General features: G+C 68.4%; 23 protein-coding genes. 15 read left to right on the forward strand and 8 right to left on the reverse strand.

Annotated elements, in window-relative coordinates; translation table 11 throughout:
- Window positions 1–55: 55 nt before the first annotated feature.
- The gene (locus tag AC6LJ2_RS27755) at window positions 56–301 is read right to left on the reverse strand and encodes a hypothetical protein (protein WP_498152608.1); all 246 of its coding nucleotides are present in this window, start codon (window positions 299–301) and stop codon (window positions 56–58) included.
- Between the two features lie 207 nt (window positions 302–508).
- Between AC6LJ2_RS27755 and AC6LJ2_RS27760 the strand changes: the two genes are divergently transcribed.
- From AC6LJ2_RS27760 to AC6LJ2_RS27820, 13 genes are all read left to right on the forward strand, one after another.
- Window positions 509–1,633, forward strand: coding sequence for a cupin domain-containing protein (locus AC6LJ2_RS27760; protein ID WP_445658049.1), 1,125 nt, complete (start codon window positions 509–511; stop codon window positions 1,631–1,633).
- A gap of 90 nt (window positions 1,634–1,723) precedes the next feature.
- Window positions 1,724–2,635 (forward strand): fumarylacetoacetate hydrolase family protein, encoded by a 912-nt coding sequence (locus tag AC6LJ2_RS27765; protein WP_263915260.1) that lies wholly within the window; start codon window positions 1,724–1,726, stop codon window positions 2,633–2,635.
- A gap of 58 nt (window positions 2,636–2,693) precedes the next feature.
- Window positions 2,694–3,863, forward strand: coding sequence for an ABC transporter substrate-binding protein (locus AC6LJ2_RS27770; RefSeq protein ID WP_445658050.1), 1,170 nt, complete (start codon window positions 2,694–2,696; stop codon window positions 3,861–3,863).
- Window positions 3,860–4,774, forward strand: coding sequence for an ABC transporter permease subunit (locus tag AC6LJ2_RS27775; RefSeq protein ID WP_263915258.1), 915 nt, complete (start codon window positions 3,860–3,862; stop codon window positions 4,772–4,774). The genes AC6LJ2_RS27770 and AC6LJ2_RS27775 overlap by 4 nt, the downstream gene beginning before the upstream one ends.
- Window positions 4,774–5,757, forward strand: a complete 984-nt coding sequence (locus AC6LJ2_RS27780) for a branched-chain amino acid ABC transporter permease (protein ID WP_445659118.1) — start codon at window positions 4,774–4,776, stop codon at window positions 5,755–5,757. Before AC6LJ2_RS27775 ends, AC6LJ2_RS27780 begins: the two co-directional genes overlap by 1 nt.
- Window positions 5,747–6,622, forward strand: a complete 876-nt coding sequence (locus AC6LJ2_RS27785) for an ABC transporter ATP-binding protein (RefSeq protein WP_445658052.1) — start codon at window positions 5,747–5,749, stop codon at window positions 6,620–6,622. The genes AC6LJ2_RS27780 and AC6LJ2_RS27785 overlap by 11 nt, the downstream gene beginning before the upstream one ends.
- The gene (locus AC6LJ2_RS27790) at window positions 6,609–7,301 is read left to right on the forward strand and encodes an ABC transporter ATP-binding protein (RefSeq protein ID WP_498152609.1); all 693 of its coding nucleotides are present in this window, start codon (window positions 6,609–6,611) and stop codon (window positions 7,299–7,301) included. The genes AC6LJ2_RS27785 and AC6LJ2_RS27790 overlap by 14 nt, the downstream gene beginning before the upstream one ends.
- Window positions 7,302–7,322: 21 nt before the next feature.
- Window positions 7,323–8,384: a nitrilase-related carbon-nitrogen hydrolase gene (locus AC6LJ2_RS27795; protein WP_263915254.1), complete on the forward strand. Its 1,062-nt coding sequence runs from the start codon at window positions 7,323–7,325 to the stop codon at window positions 8,382–8,384.
- A 55-nt stretch (window positions 8,385–8,439) separates the two neighbouring features.
- The gene (locus AC6LJ2_RS27800) at window positions 8,440–9,201 is read left to right on the forward strand and encodes a GntR family transcriptional regulator (RefSeq protein ID WP_263915253.1); all 762 of its coding nucleotides are present in this window, start codon (window positions 8,440–8,442) and stop codon (window positions 9,199–9,201) included.
- A complete protein-coding gene (locus AC6LJ2_RS27805) occupies window positions 9,194–10,078 on the forward strand; it encodes an alpha/beta hydrolase (protein WP_498152610.1) in 885 nt (294 codons plus the stop codon). The genes AC6LJ2_RS27800 and AC6LJ2_RS27805 overlap by 8 nt, the downstream gene beginning before the upstream one ends.
- A 25-nt stretch (window positions 10,079–10,103) precedes the next feature.
- A complete protein-coding gene (locus AC6LJ2_RS27810) occupies window positions 10,104–11,018 on the forward strand; it encodes a LysR family transcriptional regulator (protein ID WP_263915251.1) in 915 nt (304 codons plus the stop codon).
- Between the two features lie 163 nt (window positions 11,019–11,181).
- Window positions 11,182–12,174, forward strand: a complete 993-nt coding sequence (locus tag AC6LJ2_RS27815; RefSeq protein ID WP_498152611.1) for a Bug family tripartite tricarboxylate transporter substrate binding protein — start codon at window positions 11,182–11,184, stop codon at window positions 12,172–12,174.
- Window positions 12,175–12,215: 41 nt separating this feature from the next.
- The gene (locus AC6LJ2_RS27820; RefSeq protein ID WP_263915249.1) at window positions 12,216–13,160 is read left to right on the forward strand and encodes a M14 family metallopeptidase; all 945 of its coding nucleotides are present in this window, start codon (window positions 12,216–12,218) and stop codon (window positions 13,158–13,160) included.
- Between the two features lie 6 nt (window positions 13,161–13,166).
- Here the strand turns inward: AC6LJ2_RS27820 and AC6LJ2_RS27825 are convergent, their stop codons facing one another.
- The 3 genes from AC6LJ2_RS27825 to AC6LJ2_RS27835 are packed head-to-tail and all read right to left on the reverse strand — an operon-like array spanning window position 13,167 to window position 16,239.
- Window positions 13,167–13,688 carry a lipocalin family protein gene (locus AC6LJ2_RS27825; RefSeq protein ID WP_263915248.1) on the reverse strand — a complete coding sequence of 174 codons (522 nt, stop codon included), beginning with the start codon at window positions 13,686–13,688 and terminating at the stop codon, window positions 13,167–13,169.
- A gap of 53 nt (window positions 13,689–13,741) precedes the next feature.
- Entirely contained in the window at window positions 13,742–15,313 is a 1,572-nt protein-coding gene (gene gshA, locus AC6LJ2_RS27830) for a glutamate--cysteine ligase (protein WP_263915247.1), read from the reverse strand.
- Between the two features lie 32 nt (window positions 15,314–15,345).
- The gene (locus tag AC6LJ2_RS27835; RefSeq protein WP_498152612.1) at window positions 15,346–16,239 is read right to left on the reverse strand and encodes an alpha/beta hydrolase; all 894 of its coding nucleotides are present in this window, start codon (window positions 16,237–16,239) and stop codon (window positions 15,346–15,348) included.
- Between the two features lie 60 nt (window positions 16,240–16,299).
- Between AC6LJ2_RS27835 and AC6LJ2_RS27840 the strand changes: the two genes are divergently transcribed.
- On the forward strand, window positions 16,300–16,839 hold the full coding sequence (locus AC6LJ2_RS27840) for a hypothetical protein (protein WP_263915245.1): 540 nt from the start codon (window positions 16,300–16,302) through the stop codon (window positions 16,837–16,839).
- Here the strand turns inward: AC6LJ2_RS27840 and AC6LJ2_RS27845 are convergent.
- The gene (locus AC6LJ2_RS27845) at window positions 16,829–17,071 is read right to left on the reverse strand and encodes a helix-turn-helix domain-containing protein (protein WP_263915244.1); all 243 of its coding nucleotides are present in this window, start codon (window positions 17,069–17,071) and stop codon (window positions 16,829–16,831) included. The genes AC6LJ2_RS27840 and AC6LJ2_RS27845 overlap by 11 nt on opposite strands.
- A 103-nt stretch (window positions 17,072–17,174) precedes the next feature.
- On the opposite strand from AC6LJ2_RS27845, the gene AC6LJ2_RS27850 reads away from it, so the two are divergent.
- Complete coding sequence (locus tag AC6LJ2_RS27850; RefSeq protein WP_025135541.1) at window positions 17,175–18,071, forward strand: AEC family transporter; 897 nt, start codon at window positions 17,175–17,177, stop codon at window positions 18,069–18,071.
- Between the two features lie 46 nt (window positions 18,072–18,117).
- Here the strand turns inward: AC6LJ2_RS27850 and AC6LJ2_RS27855 are convergent, their stop codons facing one another.
- Genes AC6LJ2_RS27855 through AC6LJ2_RS27865 form a run of 3 tightly spaced genes read right to left on the reverse strand, consistent with a single transcriptional unit; the run spans window position 18,118 to window position 21,121 of the window.
- Window positions 18,118–19,125, reverse strand: a complete 1,008-nt coding sequence (locus AC6LJ2_RS27855) for an Ldh family oxidoreductase (protein WP_263915243.1) — start codon at window positions 19,123–19,125, stop codon at window positions 18,118–18,120.
- 30 nt (window positions 19,126–19,155) lie between these two features.
- Entirely contained in the window at window positions 19,156–20,091 is a 936-nt protein-coding gene (locus AC6LJ2_RS27860) for a hydroxyacid dehydrogenase (RefSeq protein ID WP_263915242.1), read from the reverse strand.
- 16 nt (window positions 20,092–20,107) lie between these two features.
- The gene (locus AC6LJ2_RS27865; protein ID WP_263915241.1) at window positions 20,108–21,121 is read right to left on the reverse strand and encodes a Bug family tripartite tricarboxylate transporter substrate binding protein; all 1,014 of its coding nucleotides are present in this window, start codon (window positions 21,119–21,121) and stop codon (window positions 20,108–20,110) included.
- Between the last annotated feature and the right edge of the window lie 175 nt (window positions 21,122–21,296).

Consider the following 21,296-nt stretch of genomic DNA (forward strand, 5'->3'; position numbering starts at 1 on the left):
GCGGGAATGCGGTGCCGGTGGCGCTTCCGTTTGAGGAGACGGAAAAGGGGAAGGGTCAGTCGTCCAGCGACGGCACGGTGCCGATCTGGGCGAGGATGCGGGGCGATTCCATGTCGCCGGTTTCCTTGTCGATCATGACTTCGTAGGCGGCCACGCCGGCGAACTTGGAGGCCATGGCGTTGGCGATGCGGATGGCGCCGAACTCACTGCTGGCCGGCCGGATTTCTCCGGGGGCCACGCCGTTGGCGGCAGTGCGGTAGGGGACGACGATGTACTGGACGAGATGAGCGGCTTCGGACACAGGATTCTCCTGGACGACGTTTTTCGGGCGAGCGAAATGTAGCATGTTGCACTGTGTTTTTGTACAGTATTTTCGACAAGCGCGCAGGTAAATCTTCGACAGGCCGATCAGACCCAGGAAAACCCCTAGCGCGCAAAGATTGCCCAAAGTCCCGCTCGCCTCTAATATTTTCGAAAATCTTTTAGGTTTTATAAAAAGAGGCTAGGGATGGAAGCGAACAGGTACGACGCCTACCGCGAAAGCACCGCGGGCCGCGCCAACGTGGCGGATTCGCCGGAGCGCATCGCCTACTACCAGGAGCTGGCGCGCCTGGAGACCGGCGCGCTCTGGACGGTGGCGAACAAGATCGAGCCCTGGGCGCCGCGGTCGGCGTCGGTGCCGGTGGTGTGGCGCTACCAGGAACTGCGGGGCCACGTGCTGCGCTCGGCCGAGCTGGTTTCGCCCGAAGAAGCCGGCCGCCGGGTGATCTACCTGAACAATCCCGGCCGGCGCGACGTGGCCGCGGCGGTGGGCTGGCTGTATTCGGGGCTGCAGGTGATGCAGCCGGGCGAATTGGCCTCGGCCCATGCGCATTCGCATTCGGCGCTGCGCTTCATCATGGAAGGCACGGGCGCGTTCACGGTGGTGGACGGCCACAAGATGACGCTGGGGGCGAACGATTTCGTGTTGACCCCCAACGGCACCTGGCACGAGCATGGCGTGGCCGAAGACGGCAGCACCTGCATCTGGCAGGACGGCCTGGACATTCCGCTGGTCAATGCGCTGGAGGCCGGCTTCTATGCCGTGCATCCCGACCTGAACCAGACCGTGACGCACCCGGTGGACGACACCAGCGCCACCTGGGGCAACGTGGCCCTGCGGCCGCAGGCATCGGGCTGGACCAAACCCTATTCGCCCCTGTTCAAGTACGAATGGGAGCCGACCTACGAAGCGCTGCGCCGCCATGCGCGGGTGTCGGCGGGCAGCCCTTACGACGGCGTGCTGATGGATTACGTCAACCCGGCCACGGGCGGCCCGGTCATGCCCACCATCGGCGCCAGCATGCAGTTGCTGCGGCCGGGCGAGCACACCCAGGCGCATCGCCACACCGGCAGCTTCATCTACCAGGTGGCCAAGGGCAGCGGCTTTTCGATCATCGACGGCAAGCGCTACGACTGGACCGAGCGCGACATCTTCTGTGTGCCGTCCTGGGCCGTGCATGAGCACGCCAACCTGTCGTCCAACGACGATGCCTGCCTGTTCTGCTTCAACGACCTGCCGGTGATGCGTTCGCTGGCCCTCTACCGCGAAGAAGCGGTCAAGGACAACGGCGGCCACCAGAAACTGATCTAGCGGCGGCACCCCCCCACTCTGAATTTTCATCCGCCGCCCGGGGCGACCCGGGCGCCTGTCTCAACTCGTCTTGAATTTCCTGGAGTTCCTATGCGCTTGGTAACTTTTCGCGCCCATCCCGCCGCCGCCGCCCGCCTGGGTGCGCTGGCCGAAGGCTATGTGATCGACCTGGCCCTGCTGGGCCAGGCCGGTGGCGTGGCGCTGCCGGACGACATGCTGGCCTTCATCGACCTGGGCCCGGTGGCCGTGGCCCAGGCATCGCGGCTGCTGGATGCCTATCGCGGCAATTGGCCCGTGGGTACGGCGCTGCCGCAGGAAAACGTGAAGCTGCTGGCGCCGATTCCGCGTCCGCGCAAGAACATCTTCGGCATCGGCCTGAACTACGTCGAGCACGTGGCGGAATCGAGCCGCACGCTGGACACGTCGGCCGACCTGCCCAAGCAGCCGGTGATTTTCTCCAAGCCGCCCACCACGGTGATCGGCCCGGGAGACGCCATCGAGCACAACGCCAGGATCACCCAGCAGCTGGATTGGGAGGTGGAACTGGCGGTGATCATGGGCCGGCGCGCCACGCGCGTGGCCGAGGCCGATGCGCTGTCGTACGTGTTCGGCTACAGCGTGATGCTGGACATGAGCGCGCGCGATTGCCGCCGTGCGGGCCAGTGGATCTATTCCAAGGGCCAGGATACCTACGCCCCGTTCGGCCCGTGCATCGTCACGGCCGACGAGATTCCCGACCCGCAGGTGCTGGACCTGTGGCTGACGGTGAACGGCGAAAAGAAGCAGGGTTCGAACACGCGCCACATGCTGTTCAAGGTGCCGTTCCTGATTTCCGACATAAGCGCCGGCATCACGCTGGAGCCGGGCGACATCATCGCCACCGGCACGCCGGAAGGCGTGGGCGCGGGCCGCAAGCCGCAGGAATGGCTGTGGCCGGGCGACGTGGTGGTGGCGTGCGTGGAAGGTATCGGCACGCTGCGGCATCCGGTGGTGGCGGTCTAGGCGAATTCCGGCGCCGGTCGCAAGGGCGGCCGGCTGAGCGGTCTCCAAGGGGAAAACAATGATCAAGCAAACAGTATGGGCGGCCGCAATGGCCATGGCGCTGGGCGGCGCGGCGCAGGCCGCGGACCCGGTCAAGATCGGCTTCATCGCCACGCTGTCCACGCCGGCGGGCTACATCGGCGAAGACGAACGCGATGCCTTCAACCTGGCCATCAAGCAGGGCGGCGGCGCGTTGGGCGGGGTGCCGGTGCAATTGGTGATCGAGGACGACGGCCTGAAGCCGGCCAACGCCAAGCAGGCGGCCGACCGGATGCTGCAGTCGGGCGTGAAGCTGTTCACCGGCGTGAATTTCTCGAACGTGCTCGCTGCCGTGGCGCCGGGCGTGGTCAAGGCGGGCGCTTTCTACGTCAGTCTGAATCCCGGGCCGTCCAGCTTCGCCGGCGAGAAGTGCGACCAGAATTATTTCGTGGCCTCGTACCAGAACGATGCCTTCCATACGGCGGGTGGCGTGGCGGCCAATGAACTGGGCTACAAGCGCGTGGTGCTGCTGGCCCCCAACTACCAGGCCGGGCGCGACGCCATCGAAGGCTTCAAGCGCACCTACAAGGGCGAGGTGGTGGCCGAGATCTACACCAAGCTGGATCAGTCGGACTTCTCGGTGGAACTGGCGCGCCTGCGCTCGCTGGCGCCCGAAGCTGTCTATCAGTTCCATCCGGGCGGCACCGGCATCAACTTCGTCAAGCAGTACGCGGCGGCCGGCCTGAACAAGACCATTCCGATGCTGATGCCCAGCTTCTCGATGGATGCGCGCATGATCCAGGCCACCGGCGACGCGGCGCTGGGCGCCTACACCACCGGCATCTGGTCGGCGGACTTCGACAACCCGCAGTCCAAGGCCTTCGTGCAGGCATTCAAAGCGGCCTATGGCCGCGTGCCGACCGACTACGCCATGCAGGCCTACGACACGGCACAACTGATCGGGGCGGGGCTCAAGGCCACCGGCGGCGACCTGTCACGCCAGGCCGAGTTCCGCGCCGCGTTGCGCAAGCCGGAATTCGCGTCGCTGCGCGGCAAGTTCAGCATGAACACCAATCAGCATCCGGTGCAGGACCTGTACCTGATGAAGATTGAAAAGGACGCCAGCGGCGTGCTGTCGCCGCACCTGGTGCGCAAGCTGGTGTCGGATGACAAGGACGCCTACGCCCAATTCTGCAAGATGCCGTCATGACATTGCTTTTCGAACAGTTGCTCAACGGGCTGCAGTTCGGCGCGATGCTGTTCCTGCTCGCGGCCGGACTGACCCTGATCTTCGGGATCATGGGCGTGGTGAACCTGACCCACGGTTCGTTCTACATGGTGGGCGCGTACTGCGCGGCCTACGCCATCGGCACCACCGGTTCGTTCCTGGCGGGCGTGCTGGCGGCGCTGCTGGGGGCCGGGCTTTACGGCCTGTCGGTCGAGGTGCTGGTGATCCGCAAGCTGTACAAGCGCGATCACCTGTACCAGGTGCTGGCCACGTTCGGCCTGCTGCTGTTTTCGAACGAGGCCGTCAGCCTGATCTTCGGGCGGCGTCCGCCGCTGGTGGGCATCCCGTCCTTCCTGGAAGGCGCGGTGACGCTGGCGCCGGGGTTCCAGTATCCGCTGATCCGCCTGTCGTTCATCGCCATCGGCGCGCTGGTGGCGGTGGGGCTGTGGTGGCTGGTGAACCGTACCCGCATCGGGATGCTGATCCGTGCCGGCGCCGACGATCGCGAGATGGTCGACGCGCTGGGCATCGACATCAAGAAGCTCTACACGCTGGTGTTCGGCCTGGGCGCGCTCTTGTGCGGCCTGGCGGGAGTGATGGCCGCGCCGCTGCTGGCGGTGGAAATCGGCATGGGCGAACGCATCCTGATCACCACCTTCGTCGTGATCGTGATCGGTGGCGTGGGCTCGGTGCGCGGGGCGCTGGCGGGGGCGCTGCTGGTCGGCATGGTGGACAGCATGGGGCGGGCCTTTCTGCCGCAGTTGCTGGGCGCGGTGTTCTCGCCGGCCACGGCAGACCCGCTGGCCGCGGGCCTGGCGTCTGCCAGCATCTATGTGTTGATGGCGATCGTGTTGATCGCCAGGCCGGGCGGGCTGTTTCCGGCGCGGGGATGATGATGACAATGAATCTTTCGAATCGCGCGCGCTGGGGGCTGGCCGGGCTGGTCCTGCTGCTGGCGCTGCCGGCTGCCGCGGCGGCCTCCGGGTCGCCTTTCCTGATCGGCGTGGTCACGCGCTTTCTGATCTACGGGCTGGCGGCGGTCAGCCTGGACCTGGTGATCGGCTATGGCGCCATGGTCAGCTTCGGCCATGCGATGTTCTTCGGGCTGGGCGGCTATGCGGTGGGCATCATCGCGTTCCACACGGCCGAGGCGGGCCCGCTGTTCGGCTGGGCCGGCAGCAATGCCGCGCTGGTGGTGTGGCCGATCGCGCTGGCGGTGTGCGCGCTGGCGGGCTGGGTGTTCGGCTACCTGGCGCTGCGCACGCGCGGCGTGCAGTTCATCATGATCACGCTGGCGTTCGGCCAGATGGTGTATTTCATCCTGGTGTCGCTGCAGTTCTACGGCGGCGACGACGGCCTGATGATCGCGCAGCGCAATGTGCTGCCGGGCCTGAACCTGGAGAGCCCGGTGACGTTCTACTACGTCTGCCTGGCGCTTCTGGCAGGCTGGACGCTGCTGTGCATCCGCATCGTCAATTCGCGGTTCGGCATGGTGCTGCAAGCGCTGCGCCAGAGCGAGCGGCGCGCGCTGAACCTGGGCGTGGCGCCCACGCCGTACCGCCTCTCCGCCTTCGTGCTGTCGGCGGTGGGCACGGGGCTGGCCGGCGTGCTGTGGGCCAACTACGCGGGGCTGGTGACGCCCGACATGGCGGCGTGGACCAAGTCCGGCGAGCTGATGGCCATCGTGATCCTGGGCGGCGTGGGTACGCTGCTGGGCCCGATTGCGGGCGCGGCCGTGTTCCTGGGGCTGGAGCAGCTGCTGTCGTCGTTGACCGAGCATTGGCTGCTGTACATGGGGCCGATCCTGGTGCTGGTGGTGCTGTGGGGCCAGAAAGGCCTGTTTGGCCGCCTCTTGGAGACGCGACATGCTGACTAAGCCCACCCCCGAAGCGCTGCGCGCCTCCCCCTCAAGGGGGCATGCCGACGGACCGGCGCAGCCGGCTCCATGGCATCCCGATAAGGTCGCCGCATCGCACACCGCTGCCGGGAAGGTACTGCTGCAGCTATCTGGATTGCGCAAGGCCTTCGACGCGGTGGTCGCCACCAATGGGGTCGACCTGGACGTGCGGGCGGGCGAGATCCACGCCATCATCGGCCCGAACGGCGCCGGCAAGTCGACGCTGATCGCGCAGATCTGCGGCGAGATCCGGCCGGACTCGGGGACGATCCATCTGGAAGGGCGCGACGTGACCGCGCTGCGGGCCTTCGAACGCGCCCGGCTGGGCCTGGGGCGTTCGTTCCAGATTACCGAGCTGTGCCACGAATACACCGCGCTGGAAAACGTGATTCTGTCGAGCATGCTCAAGGGCGGCCGGGCGTTCGGCGCCTGGTCCGACCCACGGCGCGACGCGGGCCTGAAGGCCCAGGCGATGCAGTGGCTGACGCACGTGGGCCTGGCCGAACGCCGCCATGTGCGCACGGCCGACCTGGCCCATGGCGAAAAGCGTCAGCTGGAATTGGCGGTGGCGTTGGCGCGCTCACCGCGGCTGTTGCTGCTGGACGAGCCCATGGCCGGCATGGGGCCCGAGGAATCGGCCCGCATGACCCGGCTGCTGCTGGGCATGAAGGGCGACTACGGCATCCTGCTGGTGGAACACGACATGGACGCTGTCTTTGCGTTGGCCGACCGCATCAGCGTGCTGGTCTACGGAAAGGTGGTGTTTAGCGGTGCCCCCGACGAGGTGCGGCGCCATCCGGACGTACGCGCCGCCTATCTGGGAGAAGAACATGTTGAAGGTTGACGGCCTGACGGGCGGCTATGGCTCGAGCAAGGTGCTGTTCGGCATGTCGTTCGAGGCGGGCGAGGGCGAGGTGATTTCGCTGATCGGCCGCAACGGCATGGGCAAGACCACCACCATCAAGACGCTGATGGGCATGCTGCCCGCGACTGGCGGGCAGGTGCAGTTTCGCGGCCAGACGCTGTCGCGGCCCGCGCCCAGCGCGGTGGCGCGGCTGGGCGTGGGGCTGGTGCCCGAGGGCCGGCGCGTGTTCGGGTCGCTGACGGTGGAAGAAAACCTGGTGGCGACCTCGCGCGGCGCACCCGGCGGCTGGGACCTGGCTCGCGTCTACGCGCTGTTTCCGCGGCTGCAGGAACGCCGCGGCCAGTCGTCGCGCACGCTGTCCGGCGGCGAGCAGCAGATGCTGGTGGTGGGCCGGGCGCTGATGACCAACCCCAAGCTGCTGATCCTGGACGAGGCTACCGAAGGGCTGGCACCGCTGATCCGGCAGGAAATCTGGCGGTGCCTGCGCACCCTGAAGGCCGAAGGCCAGACGCTTCTGGTGATCGATAAGAACCTGCCCGAGATGGCGACGCTGGTGGACCGCCACTACATCGTCGACAAGGGCCGCGTGGCCTGGTCGGGCCAGCCTGCCGAACTGTCCGCGCAGCCCGAGCTGGCGCAGCGCTATCTGGGCATCTGACCCGCAAGAGGAACCGAAATCATGCTGAATCTGCCCCAATTCAAGGCCGCTGCCGTGCAGGCGGCGCCCGTCTTCCTGGACACCGACGCCACGGTCGACAAGACCTGCGCGCTGATCGCCGAGGCCGCGGGCCAGGGCGCGCGCCTGGTGGCGTTTCCGGAAGTGTTCATCTCGGCCTATCCGTACTGGAGCTGGGTGATGAACCCGGTGCAGGGCAGTCCGTGGTTTGAAAAGCTCTGCAAGAGCGCCATCGAACTGCCCGGCCCCGAGATCCGCCGTATCGCGCAGGCCGCGCGCCAGCACGGCATCAACGTGGTGGTAGGCGTGAACGAGCGCAGCCGTTTTGGCGTGGGCACGATCTACAACACCATGGTGTTCATCAACGACGAAGGCCGCATCCTGGGCCGCCACCGCAAGCTGGTGCCGACCTGGGCCGAAAAGCTGACCTGGGCGCACGGCGATGGCGAATCGCTGCGGGTGTACGACACCTCGGTCGGCAAGCTGGGCGGCCTGGCCTGTGGCGAGAACACCAACACGCTGGCGCGGTTTTCGCTGTTGGCGCAAGGCGAAATGGTGCACGTGGCCAGCTACATCTCGCTGCCGGTGGCGCCGCCGGACTACGACATGGCCGAGGCCATCCGCCTGCGCGCCGCGGCCCATTCGTTCGAAGGCAAGGTGTTCACGGTGGTGTCGTGCTCGACGATCTCGACCGAGATCCAGGACGCCATCAGTGCCAGCCACCCCGAGGCCCGCGAGACGCTGGCGCGCCGCAACAGCGCGTTTTCGGGGATATTGGGACCGGACGGCCGCGTGATCGGCGAACCGCTGATCGACGACGAAGGCATCGTCTATGCCGACATCGACCTGTCGCGCTGCATCCAGCCGCGCCAGATGCACGACATCACCGGCCACTACAACCGCTTCGACGTGTTCGACCTGCGCGTGAACCGCCGGCCCTTGCAGGCGGCCCGTTATGACGACCCGAACGATCTGAACGAGGACGAGCCCGACCGGGCCCCGCCGGCCGCGCTGACCGAACCGCAACCCGATGGACGCCGGCAAGGCCGACCGGCCCGCGAGTAGAATGGGCCGCCGGCCTGCGGGCCGGCCGGCCAGCCGCCGACATCTGGAGAGCACGTTGAAGCCAAGAATCAAAGCCTCCCGCCAGGACGAGCCCGGATCGGACGGGAGCGCCGAGGTAGAGGAAATCACGCTGTCCGAGCAGGTCTACCGCCTGCTTCGGCGCGACATCATGAGCGGCGCCTTCGCGCCGGGCCAGTCCCTGCGCCTGGAATTGCTCAAGCAGCGCTACGGCAGCAGCTTTTCTCCCATTCGCGAAGCCCTGAACCGCCTGCGCAGCGAGCGCATGGTGGTCACCACCACCTCGCGCGGTTTCCGCATTGCGCCCCTGTCGATCGAAGAAATGTGGGACGCCTGTGAAACCCGCATCCTGATCGATTGCGACGCCTTGAGGCGGTCGCTGGCCAATGCCGACGATGCCTGGGAGACGCGCCTGGTGGGTGCGTACCACGCGCTGACGCTGGCTGCGCAGCGCGCCGGCGAGGTCTCGCCGCCCAGCCAGGAACTCGAAGAGTCGCTCGAGGCCCGTCACCTGGATTTCCATCACGCGCTGATCGGCGCTTGCCGTTCGCATTGGCTGCTGGACCTGTCCACGCAGCTGTATGCGCAGACCGAACGCTACCGGCGTCCCGCGCGTGCCGGCGCGACGGCCTACGGGCCCGAGCGCAACGTCGACGACGAACACCGCCAGCTGCTGGACGCCGCGATCTCGCGCGACGTCGAACGTTCGGTGGCGATGCTGGCGGCGCATTACCGCAAGACAGCGCAGTTCATCGAGCACATCATTTCCCAGGACGACAGGCAGGCCATCAATGAGTGACGCGGATATCGATCTGTTTTTTCCCACCATCGCCGAGCGCGAGGTGCAATACAACGCCCGGGAATCGGTGCCGGATTTCGACGCCTGCGTGCGCCGCTACGCGGAATCTGCCGCGGCGGTGAAGTCGCGCCGCCCCGGCCTCTTGAACCTGCGCTACGGCATGGGACACGATGAACGGCTGGACCTGTTCCTGCCGGCCTCCACGTGCACGCCGGCGCCGCTGTTCGTGTTCATCCATGGCGGCTACTGGCGAGCACAGCGCAAGGAAGACGCGCCGGTGATGGCCGAGGCCTTCAACAACGCCGGCGCCGCAGTGGCCGTGCCCGAATACACGCTGGTGCCCGAGGCCACGCTGGGCGAAGTGGTGCGCGAGATGCGTTCGGCGCTGGCCTGGCTGTATCACAACGCGGCCACCTATGGCGTGGACCCCGACCGCATCTACGTGGGCGGCAGCTCGGCGGGCGGCCAACTGGCCGGCATGCTGGCCGCGCCCGACTGGCCGGCGCGCTACGGCGTGCCCGACGACGTGGTCAAGGGCACCCTGGCGCTGAGCGGCCTGTTCGATCTGCGGCCGCTGTGCGACATCCTGCCCAACACCTGGCTGCAGCTCACGCCCGACCAGGCCGCGCACCAGAGCCCGATCTTTCACTTGCCCAAGCGCGCCGGCCCGATGCTGCTGGCGGTGGGCGGGCTGGAAACGCAAGGCTTCAAGAACCAGACCGAGGCCTTTGAACGGGCCTGGACGGGCGCCGGCCTGCAAGCCACCCGCATTCCCACGCCGCAGTGCAATCACTTCGACCTGGTGAACGAACTGGAAGACCCGAACAGCGACCTGACCCGCGCCACCCTGGCGATGATGGGCCTGGCGCCGGCCTGACGGCCCAGCCGCCGCCTCGCATGCCATGGCTGACCTGAAGCTGCTGGAAGACCTGATCGCGCTGGCGCAGACCGGCAGCTTCGTGCGCGCCGCCGAGGCGCGGCACGTGACGCATCCGGCGTTCGGGCGCCGTATCCGCACCCTGGAGGCCTGGGCCGGCGCGCCGCTGGTGGAACGCCAGCGCGTGCCGGTCACGCTCACGGCCGAAGGCGAGGCCCTGCTCAAGACGGCTACGCAGGTGGTCGAGCAGATGGGGCGGGTGCGGCATCGCATCCGCAGCTCGGGGGCGGGCGGCGAGGCCGTGTTGCGCATCGCCACCGGCCGAAGCCTGGCGCGCACGCTGGTGGCCGACTGGGTGGCGCGGCTGCGCCATCGCGCGCCCAAGGTGCTGGTCGACGGCACCCAGCTGGAAATCTCCACCGGCAAGATGGAAGACATGGCCATGCGGCTGGAGCAGGGCAAGGTGGACCTGCTGTGCTGCTACGAGCATCCCGCGTTGTCGATGCCGCTCAATCCCGTGCGCTACCGCTACATGACGCTGGGCACCGACAAGCTGGTGCCGGTCAGCCAGGCCGATGGCCGCGGCCGCGCCCGCTACACGCTGGGCGAGGGCGGCCAGCCCGTGCCGCTGATCACCTATGCCGGCGGCCTGTCGATGGAACGCATCCTGGGCGACCGGCTGGAAGCCACGCCCTACGCGCTGGCGCCGTTCGTGCGCAGCGACTCGCTGGACGCGGCGCACGGCGCGGCGGCCAAGGGGCTGGGCGTAGCCTGGCTGCCGTGGTCGATGGTGGCGGCCGATTGCCGCCGCGGCACGCTGGTGTCCCTGGGCGGACGCAGCGACGAGATCGCCTTCGAGGTGCGACTGTACCGGTCGCGGGCACGGCTGGCGGACCTGGCCGAGGCGGCGTGGGAAGCCACCGCCAACCGCAAGGCCTGATCGGTCGCGCCAGGCCATCGTGGACACGCGGGGCTTGAGAGCCGAATAAGCACGCCAATGTGCCGACTTGGCACGTAGCGGCCCTGGCTCGCGCCGCAAAATGTCTCCCGAAATTCGAATGAGGCGGCTCCACCGTCCAACCCAGCACCCCAGGGAGAAATGCATGAAATCCGTACCGTATCCGCCGCGCGCCGCATTGGCCGCGTTCTGTGCCGCCTCGGCGATGGCCATCGCCCAGCCGGCCGTGGCCGCCGGCTACCCCGATCACCCTATTTCGCTGGTCGTCGGCTACCCGGCCGGCGGCAGCGTCGATTTGACCGCGCGCCTGTTCGGCGAAGAACTGGCCAAGCGCATGGGCCAGAGCGTGGTGGTGGAAAACGCCGGCGGGGCCGGCGGCACCATCGGCGCGCAGCGCGTGGCCCGCGCCGCGGCCGACGGCTACACCCTGTTGTTGGGGTCGACCAATGAAATGGTCATTGCCCGCATGATCAACAGCGCCGTGAAGTACGACGGCGCCAAGGACTTCACCGCCTTGGGCGTGATTGCCTCGCAGCCCATGCTGCTGGCCGCCAGCAAGAATTCTGGCGTGAAGACCGCGGCCGACTACCTGCACAAGCTGCGCGAGGCCAAGCCCGGCAGCTTCAACTACGGCTCGTCGGGCGTGGGCACCACGTTGCACCTGGCCGGCGAAATGATCAACCAGTCCACCGGCACGCGCGCCGAACACGTGCCCTACCGTGGCGTATCGCCGCTGGTGACCGACCTGATGAGCGGCCAGCTGGACTTCGGCATGCTGGTGTTGTCGTCGGGCCTGCCGCAAGTGCGCGGCGACAAGATCGTGGCGCTGGGTGTGACGCAGAAGCAGCGTTCGCCGGTGGCGCCGGACGTGCCCGCGCTGGCCGAGACGCCGGGATTCGAGTCGGTGGACATCAGCGTGTCGTTCTCGCTGTACGGCCCGGCCGGCCTGCCCGGGCCGGTGGCGGCCAAGCTGCGCGAGGCGCTGGCCGATACGCTCAAGTCGGAACAGTTCCGCGCCAAGATGCAGGAAGCCGGCGGCGTGCTGTCGCAACCGGGCCTGGACCCGGTGGCCTACCAGGCCGAAGAAACCCGCAAGTACGGCGCCCTGGTCAAGGCCGCCAAGATCGAGGCGCAGTAAGGCGCCCTCGCACGCATCACCCTCATCACGCAGGCAACAAGATGGACTTCAAGCTTTCCGTACCCGACCTCGCCGCCGAGCGCGTGGGCAACACCGACACGCCGGGCGTGTGGCATTTCGATTCCGGCGTGGCCGGACGCACGTTGATGCTGTCGGCGCTGGTGCACGGCAACGAGCTGTGCGGCGCCTGGGCGTTGAAAGACCTGCTGGCGGCCGGCGTGCGGCCGCGCCGCGGCAGCCTGACGCTGGCGTTCTGCAACCTGCCGGCCTTTGACCGCTTTGACCTGGCCCGCCACGATGCTTCGCGTTTCGTGGACGAGGACATGAATCGCGTCTGGAGCGCCGAGCGGCTGGATCACCCGACCACGAGCGACCGCCAGCGCGCAGTGCAGTTGCGGCCCTGGGTGGAGCGCGCCGATTGGCTGCTGGACCTGCATTCGATGCACGAGCCGGGTGCGCCGCTGCTGTTGACCGGCGTGCTGCCGCGCAATATCGCACTGGCGCGGCGCCTGAAGGCGCCGCAGCACGTGATCGTGGACGCGGGCCACAAGGACGGCGTGCGCATGCGCGATTTCGCCCAGTTCGGCGATCCCGCGCGTGAAGACGCCTGCGCCTTGCTGATCGAATGCGGCTTTCATGGCGACCCCGCCGCGCGCGACGTGGCGCGCGATATGGTGGCGCGCATGCTGGTCGAATCGGGCGTGGTCGATGCGGCGGACATGCCGGCCGGCTGGCGGCTGCCGGACCCGCCCGCGCAGCGCGTGCTGGAAGTGACCGACGCCGTGGTGGCGCCGTCCATGGACCTGACGTTCTCGCAGCCCTGGCAGGGGCTGGAAACGCTGGACCAGGCGGGGTCGGTGATCGGCTGGGCGGACGGCCAGCCGATCCTGTCGCCGTACGACCGCTGCACGCTGGTCATGCCGTCGCTGCGACAGCTCAAACCCGGCGTGACCGTGGTGAGATTGGCGCGCGATTACGCGGGCTGAGCTTGCTTATTTCTGCGGCGTGTAGCGCAGTTCGTCCAGCTGGTAGCCCTGCGCCGTGGCGGCGGCGAGGGCGCGGTCCAGGTCTTCCTTGGGCAGTTGCGGCGAGCGCGACAGGATCCACAGGTACTTGCGGTCCGGCGTGCCGACCACGGCCCAGCGGTAGTCGGGATCCAGGCCGATCACCCAGTAATCGCCCTTGATCGGCTTGAAGAACGAGACTTCAAGCTTGGCGTTGTTGCTGCCTTCGACGACGGTGGCGGTGCCCGATGCCGAGTCGACATCGCCGTCTTTGGTGCGGCACCGGTTGTTCACGCCCACGGTGCCGTCCGGGTGCAGCGTGTATTCGGCGGTGGTGTCGCCGACGCAGTTGCGCTGGAAGAACATCGGGAAATTGGCGATCTCGTACCACATGCCTGCATAGCGCTTCAGGTCCACCGATTCCACGGTCTGCATGGGCGGCGGGGCGGCGTGGGAAATCGCCGCCGTGCTGGCAGCCAGGGCCAGCAGAAGTGTTGCAAAGCGGCGCATGGGAAAAGCCTCCTGATCCAAAACCTGGGTGTTAACAGGCCATACGATACGCCTTATTTGCGCGGCGCCTTCAAGGCGGCGTGGTAACGCGCGACGTAGGTGTCGAAATCCACGTCGTCGGCCTGCTCGATGCGGCGTTGCTCGGCGCTGGAGTCCAGCGCGGCCTGCCGGTATTCGGCGGCCAGGTCCGCCGGCAACGCCTGGGCGCGCAGCGTGTCGGCATGCTCGCGGCTTTGGCGCAGGGAGTAGTCGTGGAACGATTCGCCGCTGTCGATCAGCGCGGTCAGCAGGTGCGCCGACGGCGTGGCGTCGGGGCGGCCGAGCTTGGCGCGCTGCACGGCCAGGCTGTCGGCATAGGCGCTGCCGCCCAGCGCGGCGTCGTACAAGGCGGCATAGGGCGCGATCTGGTCCAGCAGTTGCTCGCCCCATTCGGCCAGCCCGATGGCCTGGCCGTCGCGGTCCAGTTGCAGGCCGGGCTTGCGGCCTTCCTTGACGACGGTGGAGAAATTATCGGCGCTGCGCTGGCAATAGCCGTTGGCCGGGAAGAACGGGCTGTCGGCGGTGGCGCAGAACAGCAGGAAGGCGTCGACGAAACGGCTGGTGTCGGCGTCGATGCCCACCGGCGATTCCGGATTGATGTCCAGGCAGCGCACTTCCACGTATTGCACGCCGCGTTCGGCCAGCGCGGTGATCGGGCGCTCACAGCGGCCGGTGGCGCGTTTGGGGCGGATGCTGGAGTAGTACTCGTTTTCGATCTGCAGCACGTTGGTGTTGAGCTGGATCCATTCGCCGTTGCGGTGCGTGCCCAGCTTCTGGTAGTCGGGCCAGGGTTGGGTGACGGCGTCGTACAGGCGGCCCAGGAAGGTGTCCAGGTCGTTGTAGCAAAGCTTGAGCTGCGACTGCGCCTTGTTCTGGTAGCCCAGGTCGCTCATGCGCAGGCTGGTGGCGTAGGGCAGGTACAGGGTGTGGTCGCCCAGGCTTTGCAGCGGGTGTTCGCGGCCGCGCAGGAAATCGCGCGCCAGCGCGGGCGCCGCGCCGAACAGGTACATCAGCAGCCAGGAATAGCGCGTGAAATTGCGGATCAGGCCGATGTAGCCGCGCGAGCGGCGCTCTTGATCGGTGCCTGGCTGGTTGTCCAGCACGGACCACAGGGATTCGGGCAGCGAGAAGTTGTAGTGCACGCCGGCGATGCATTGCATGGTCTTGCCGTAGCGCTCGGCCAGGCCGCGGCGGTACACGTGCTTGAGCATGCCGGTATTGGACGTGCCGTACCAGGCGATGGGAATGTCGGCCTCGGGCGGCAGCGTGGCGGGCATGGACTGATTCCAGATCAGTTCGTGGTCCAGCACGCTGTAGACGTGGCGGTGCGTCGCGGTCAGTTCGGCCAGCAGGGCATCCACATTGTTGTGGGTGCCGGTGATGAGTTCGAGCAGGGATTCGGAATAGTCGGTGGTGACGTGCTCGTTGGTCAGCGCGGAACCGAGCCCGGCCGGGTGCGGCGTGCGGGCCAGGATGCCCTGCTCGTCGACGCGCAGGCCTTCTTTTTCGATGCCTCGCAGGGTCTGGGCCAGCAGCGGGCGGTTGGCCTCCAGGCGGGCGAGGCGGTGTGCGGCGGTATCAGTCACGGAATATTCTCGTTGGGGTCTGTCGCGGGATTTTACGGGGTGCTGGCCTCCTCTGCAGAGGGAGTCAGTACTGGGGACAGGGACAATGCCGCGGCGGTCCGCGCCAGCCACTCGTCCAGGTCGGCGTAGACCGGGTCGGCGATGGGGGCGGTTTCATTGAAAATCTCGTGCCAGGCCGTGTCGTACCAGCGCAATGTCAGCAATTCGGCGGGGGCCCGCTGGGCGAACTGGCGGCTGCCCTCGGCCGCCACGATGGAATCGTCGCCCGCCACCATCAAGAGGGTGCGGCAGGCCAGCTGGTGGGCTTCGCGCAGGGAATCGCGCCCGCCATCATCCACGAATCGGGCCAGCCGGCCGGTCATGCTGCGGCGCACCAGGGGGTCGGACCGGTACGCCTTGACCACCGCCCGGTCGTGCGAGATGCGGGCTGGCGCCAAGCCATGGGGCACCCGCAGATCCGGGGCGTGCAGCGACATCCAGGTCAGGGTGCGGCGCACCCACAGGGGCACGTTGACCACGAAGGGCGGCGAACTGAGCACCAGGGCGTCGATCGGGGCCAGTTGTTGCAGGGCGATGCGCACCGCCACCAGGGCGCCCAGGCTGTGGCCCAGCAGGATGGGCGGGCGGCCCTGGGCGGCCGTCCAGGCGTCCAGGCGGGTCACCGCGTCGGTGACCAGGTCTTCCTGGCGCGCCAGGGTGGCGGGACGGCCCGCCGAGCGGCCATGGCCGCGGTGGTCGTGGGCGCCGACCGCCCAGCCGCGCGCGGTCAGCCAGCGCGCCAGCCGGTCATAGCGCCCGGCATGCTCGCTCAGGCCGTGCAGCAGGTAGATGCTGGGGGTGCCGGGGCCGGTCACCGGCGCGGGCACGTTCGGGGCGGCGTCCCAGACATAATTGGCCAAAAGCGTGCCGTCGGGCGCGGGGGTCATCGAAATCGGCGACAATTTGGGGCTTTCCTCGAAATGAAAAGACCGAGGGGTCTTCCGGTAATGACGATTTCATCGCTGTTTCGTTTCATGTTCAAGAAAGGCGGCGCGATTCTTGCGCTGGCCCTGCTGCTGGCCGCCTGCTCGCCCCGTTACAACTGGCGTGAAGTCGACGTGGCGGATGGTCACGTGCGGGCGGCGTTCCCGGACCGCGTGCAGACCGAGACCCGCCAGCTGCGGCTGGATACCCATACCCTGACTTTTACCCTGGCCAGCGCCACGGTGGGCGAGGCCGTGTTCGCGATCGGGTCGGCCCCGCTGCCGCCCGAGCTGGCCGCCGACCCGGTGGCCCGCCAGGCGCTGGGCCTGGCGTTGATGCGTTCGCTGTACGTCAACATGCAGGCGCCGCCGCCCACCGAATGGCCGCCTTTCGGGCAGGACATCGACGTGCAGGGCAAGGCCATGGGCAAGCCGGGCTGGCTGCGGGCGCGGGTGTGGGTGACCGACAACATGCTGATCGAGGCCGTGGCCGCCGGCACCGAGGAAAGCCTGCCGGCCGAACGCGCCCGTGAATTCCTGAGATCGGTCGTCGTCAAGCCGTGATGGGGTGCAGCAGGCCCCGCCGGATGGCCGCCGCCACCGCGGCGCGCCGGCCCCGCACCTGCAGCTTGCGGCAGGCGTTGCGCAAGTGGAAATTGACGGTGCTTTCACTGATGTCGAGAATGCGGCCGGTTTCCCAACTGGTCTTGCCGACGGCCGCCCAGTGCAGGCAGGCGGATTCGCGCGGCGACAGCCGGACGGCGGGGGCGGGTTTGGCGGGCGAGGGCAATGGCACGGATTCCTGGCAACAGAAGGTCCATGCTGGGGCCAAGCCGGTGCACCGGGCAAGCTTTGATGCTGCCGCGAATTACTTTACTTATCTCTGACGGAATAACCGGATGCTTGCCATCGCGCAGTTCTACCTGTCGGCCATCGTGCTGATGATGCCCCTGTTGTCGTGCGTGGGCATCGGCGTGTTCTGGGGCAAGCGCGATCTGCCCTTCGGCGGTTCCTTCATCACCACGCTGGTGACCTCGGTGACCACGCCCGCGCTGGTGTTCCACACCTTTGTGACCACCCACCTGGACGACCGCGCGCTGGCCGACGTGGCCGCGGCCACGCTGCTGGCGCTGCTGCTGTGCGCGCTGGCCTGCGCACTGCTGCTCAAGCTGGGCCGGTTGCCGGTGCGCACGCTCTTGCCCACCGCCTTCCTGCCCAATGCCGGCAACCTGGGGCTGCCGATTTCACAGCTGGCCTTCGGCGATGCGGGCCTGTCGGTGGCCGTGGCGTTCTTTGCCGTCAATTCCTTCGTGATGCACACGATCGCGGTGCGGCTGCTGCCCGGCGTGAACACGAAGGGCAGCTGGAAGAGTCCGATTTTGCTGGCGTCGGTCGTGGCAGTGGCGATGCGCATGCTGCACATCCCGGTGCCGGACTGGGTGATCGAGACCGCCCGCATGCTGGGCGCGGTGACCGTGCCGCTGATGCTGCTGAGCCTGGGCCACGCGCTGGCGCTGATTCCAGCCAACGGCATCAAGGACGGCGCCAAGGTGGCGGCGATGCGCCTGGTCACCGGCCTGGCCGCGGGCTTGGCGATCGTGTGGCTGCTGGACCTGGAACCGGTGCTGGCTGGCGCGCTGACGCTGCAGATGGCGATGCCTTGCGCGGTGGTCAGCTACATGTACGCCAAGCGCTACACCGCCATGGGCGACACCGCGGCGGGTGCCGTGCTGGTGTCGACCGTGGTGTTCCTGCTGCTGGCGCCATTGATGCTGTGGTTCAGCCACGGCGGCTAGGGGCCGTGGCGGGGAAGGGGGCGGCGCCGCGCCGTCCCGGCTGGCGCTAGGCCGCGCCCGACATCGCGCGCAATTGCGCCATCAGTGCCTCGGGAATTTCCACGCCGTGCTTGATCGCCTCGTCGCGCAGCTTGCGGCGGCGCTCGCCCGGCAGGCGCACGCCGTCGTCTTCCAGCATGGCGTCCACCAGGACTTCGACGCGGTCCAGGTAGGTTTCCTTGCCGGCCAGGGCGCCCGGGTCGATTGCCATGAAAGCCTGGCCCAGGCGGGCGGGGCCGCCTTCGTCGACGAAGAAGGACTCGGTCTCGAATCCGAAGTGTGACCCGGTCAGGGCGCAGGCCAGCAGTTCGATGATCAGCGCCAGCATTGCGCCTTTCACGCCACCCGCGGGCAGCATGCTGCCGGCCAGGCCCGCCTTGGGGTCGGTGGTGGGCTGGCCGTCTGCGTCCAGCGCCCAGCCCAGCGGAATCGGCTGGTTGTCGCGCGCCGCGATCATGAGCTTGCCGCGTGCCACTTGCGACAGCGACAGGTCGATGACGATGCGGGCGCCGCCGCGCCGCGGGAACACCGCGGCGATGGGGTTGGTGCCGAACAGGGGGCGTTTGCCGCCCCAGGCCGGCATGGCGGCGGGGGAGTTGCTCAGGGCCAGGGCCACCAGGCCGGCATCGGCCAGGGCTTCCAGGTGGTAGCCGGCTTCGCCGAAATGGTGGCTGTTGGCCACGCCGATGAAAGCCACGCCGTGTTCGCGGGCGCGCACGGCGGCCTGTTCCACCGCCATGGCGCAGGCCGGGAACGCCAGGCCCGATCCGGCGTCGATCAGGGCAGCGCCGCCGCGCTCGTGCACGATGCGCGGCACGGCGCTGCCGATCGCGCGGCCGGTGCGCAGGTGGCCGGCGTAGAACGGCACGCGCGACAGGCCGTGCGAGCTCAGGCCCTGGCTTTCGGCGAAGACCAGGGCCCGCGCCGTGCTGTCGGCCATGGCGGGGTTGGCGCCCGCGGCGGCCAGGCTGGCCGCGGCCAGGTGTTGCAATTCGTCCAGATAGATGTGAGCCATATCCTTCCTGTCAGGGGGGCGCGCCGCGCGTCATCGGGCGCCGCCGGTAAGCGCTATTGTCACACCGGCGGCGACCATGTCGGAAACCCGGGTGTTGGCTTCCTGCGTCAGGCCGGCGATGTGCGGGGTCAGAATCAGGTTGGGCGCGTCCGCCAGCGGACCGCCGGCGGGCAGGGGTTCCTGGTCGAACACGTCCAAGGCCGCCCCGCGCAGGTGGCCCGCGCGCAGCGCCGCCGCCAGGGCCGCTTCGTCGACGATGCCGCCGCGCGAGGTATTGACGAGGATCGCGCCCGGGCGCATGCCCCGGATGCGTTCGGCATTGACCAGGTGGCGGGTGTCGGCGTTCAGCGGCACGTGCAGCGACACCGCGTCGGCCTGCGCCAGCAGGGCATCCAGCGGCAGGGGCGTGGCGCCGCTTTCGGCCCAGGCGGGATGCGTGGCCGGCAGCGCCGCGTCGCAGGCGACGATGCGCATGCCCAGGCCCGCCGCCAGGCGGGCAGTCAGTTGGCCGATGCCGCCAAAGCCCACCACGCCCAGGGTGCGCCCCTGCGCCTCCAGCCCTTGCGACAGCGCCGCGCGCGGCCAGCGTCCGGCCGCGACGTCGGCGCTGGACCCATAGGCGCCACGCAGCAGCGCCAGTACGGTGCCAATGACATATTCCGCCACCGCGCGGGCGTTGGCGCCGGTGGCCGGCACCACCTGGATGCCGCGGGCGGCGCAGCCGGGCAGGTCGATGTTGTCCAGCCCCACGCCCAGGCGGCCCACCGCCCGCAGCTTCGGCGCCGCGGCCAGCAGCGCGGCGTCCACCTGGCTGCGGTTGCGCACGATCAGGCCATCGGCCTGGCTGGCGGCCTGCAACAAGGCATCGCGCTGCTCTACCAGGTCAGGGGCGTAGCGCACGTCGAAGCGTTGCCGCAGGGCGTCGACGGCGGGCGCGTCCATGAATTCCGAGATGAGTACGTGCATGGCGGATGCTCCGGCGTCAGGCGATCTGGATATTGGCATCGCGGATGATCTTGGCCCAGCGGTCGACCTCGGACCGCAGATAGGCGCCGAACGCCTCGGGGCCACGCGGCTGCGGCACGAAACCCAGTTGCAGCAGCGCTTGCTGCATGGCGGGTTGCGATACCTGTTGCACGATGGCCGCGCCGATGCGCTGCACCAGTTCGGGCGGCAAGCCGGCCGGACCCATCACACCCGTGAAGTTCTCCACCACCAGGTCGGGCAGGCCGGCCTGCGCCACGGTCGGCACGTCGGGCAGGTCGGCGCTGCGTTCGCGGGTGGTGATGGCCAGGGCCCGCAGCGAGCCGTTCTTCACGTGGGACAAGGACTCGGGGTAGTTCGAAAACACCACGTCCAGGTGGCCGCCGATCAGGTCGGTCAGCGAAGGCGCGCCACCCTTGTACGGCACGTGCATCAGCGGCGTGCCGGTCAGCTTCTGGTACAGCGCCAGCGTCAGGTGCGGCGGCGTGCCGTTGCCGCTGGAGCCGGCCGCCAGCGGCTTGGCGGCGGCCGCGCGGGCCAGGTCGTCCATGGTCTTGATGGGGCTCTTGGCGTTGACCACCACCATGATGGGCGACGAGGCCAGCCCGGCCAGCGGCGTCAGGTCGCGCGTCAGGTCGTAGCCGGCCTTGCCGGCGAACAGCGTGGCGTTGGCGGCGTGCGACAGGGTGATGGCCAGCCAGGTGTAGCCGTCCGGCGCGGCGTGCGACACGTGCGCCGCGCCGATGTTGGCGCTGCCGCCGGGTTTGTTTTCCACCACCACGTTCCAGCGCTCGGCATCGCCCAGCGCCTTGCCGACCTGGCGCGCCGCCACGTCGGTCAGGCCGCCCGGGGGGAAGGGGACGACGTAGTTGATGGGACGTTCGGGCCAGGCGCGTTTCTGCGCCAGCGCCGGCTGCCAGGGGGCCAGCGCACAGAGGCCGGCGGCGCCCAGGGCGCTGATGACGCGGCGCCGTTGCGCGCCGTCGATCGGGGGGGATTGCTCGCGATTCATCTGTCTTCCTCCTTGGGGGTGGCGCCCGGGTAGGAATGCATACGCCTGTGCTGCCGTGGCGGCTTGCGCCCGGGTCTGCATGCTTTTGTGCGTCGGTGCTGCGAGAGTGCTGCGGCGTGGGCGGGCCAGCCGTGGGACTGGCTCTTTAACCCCGTCTGCGGTGTCGACGAAACGG

The sequence above is a fragment of the Achromobacter sp. 1014246743 genome (genome assembly GCF_059760725.1).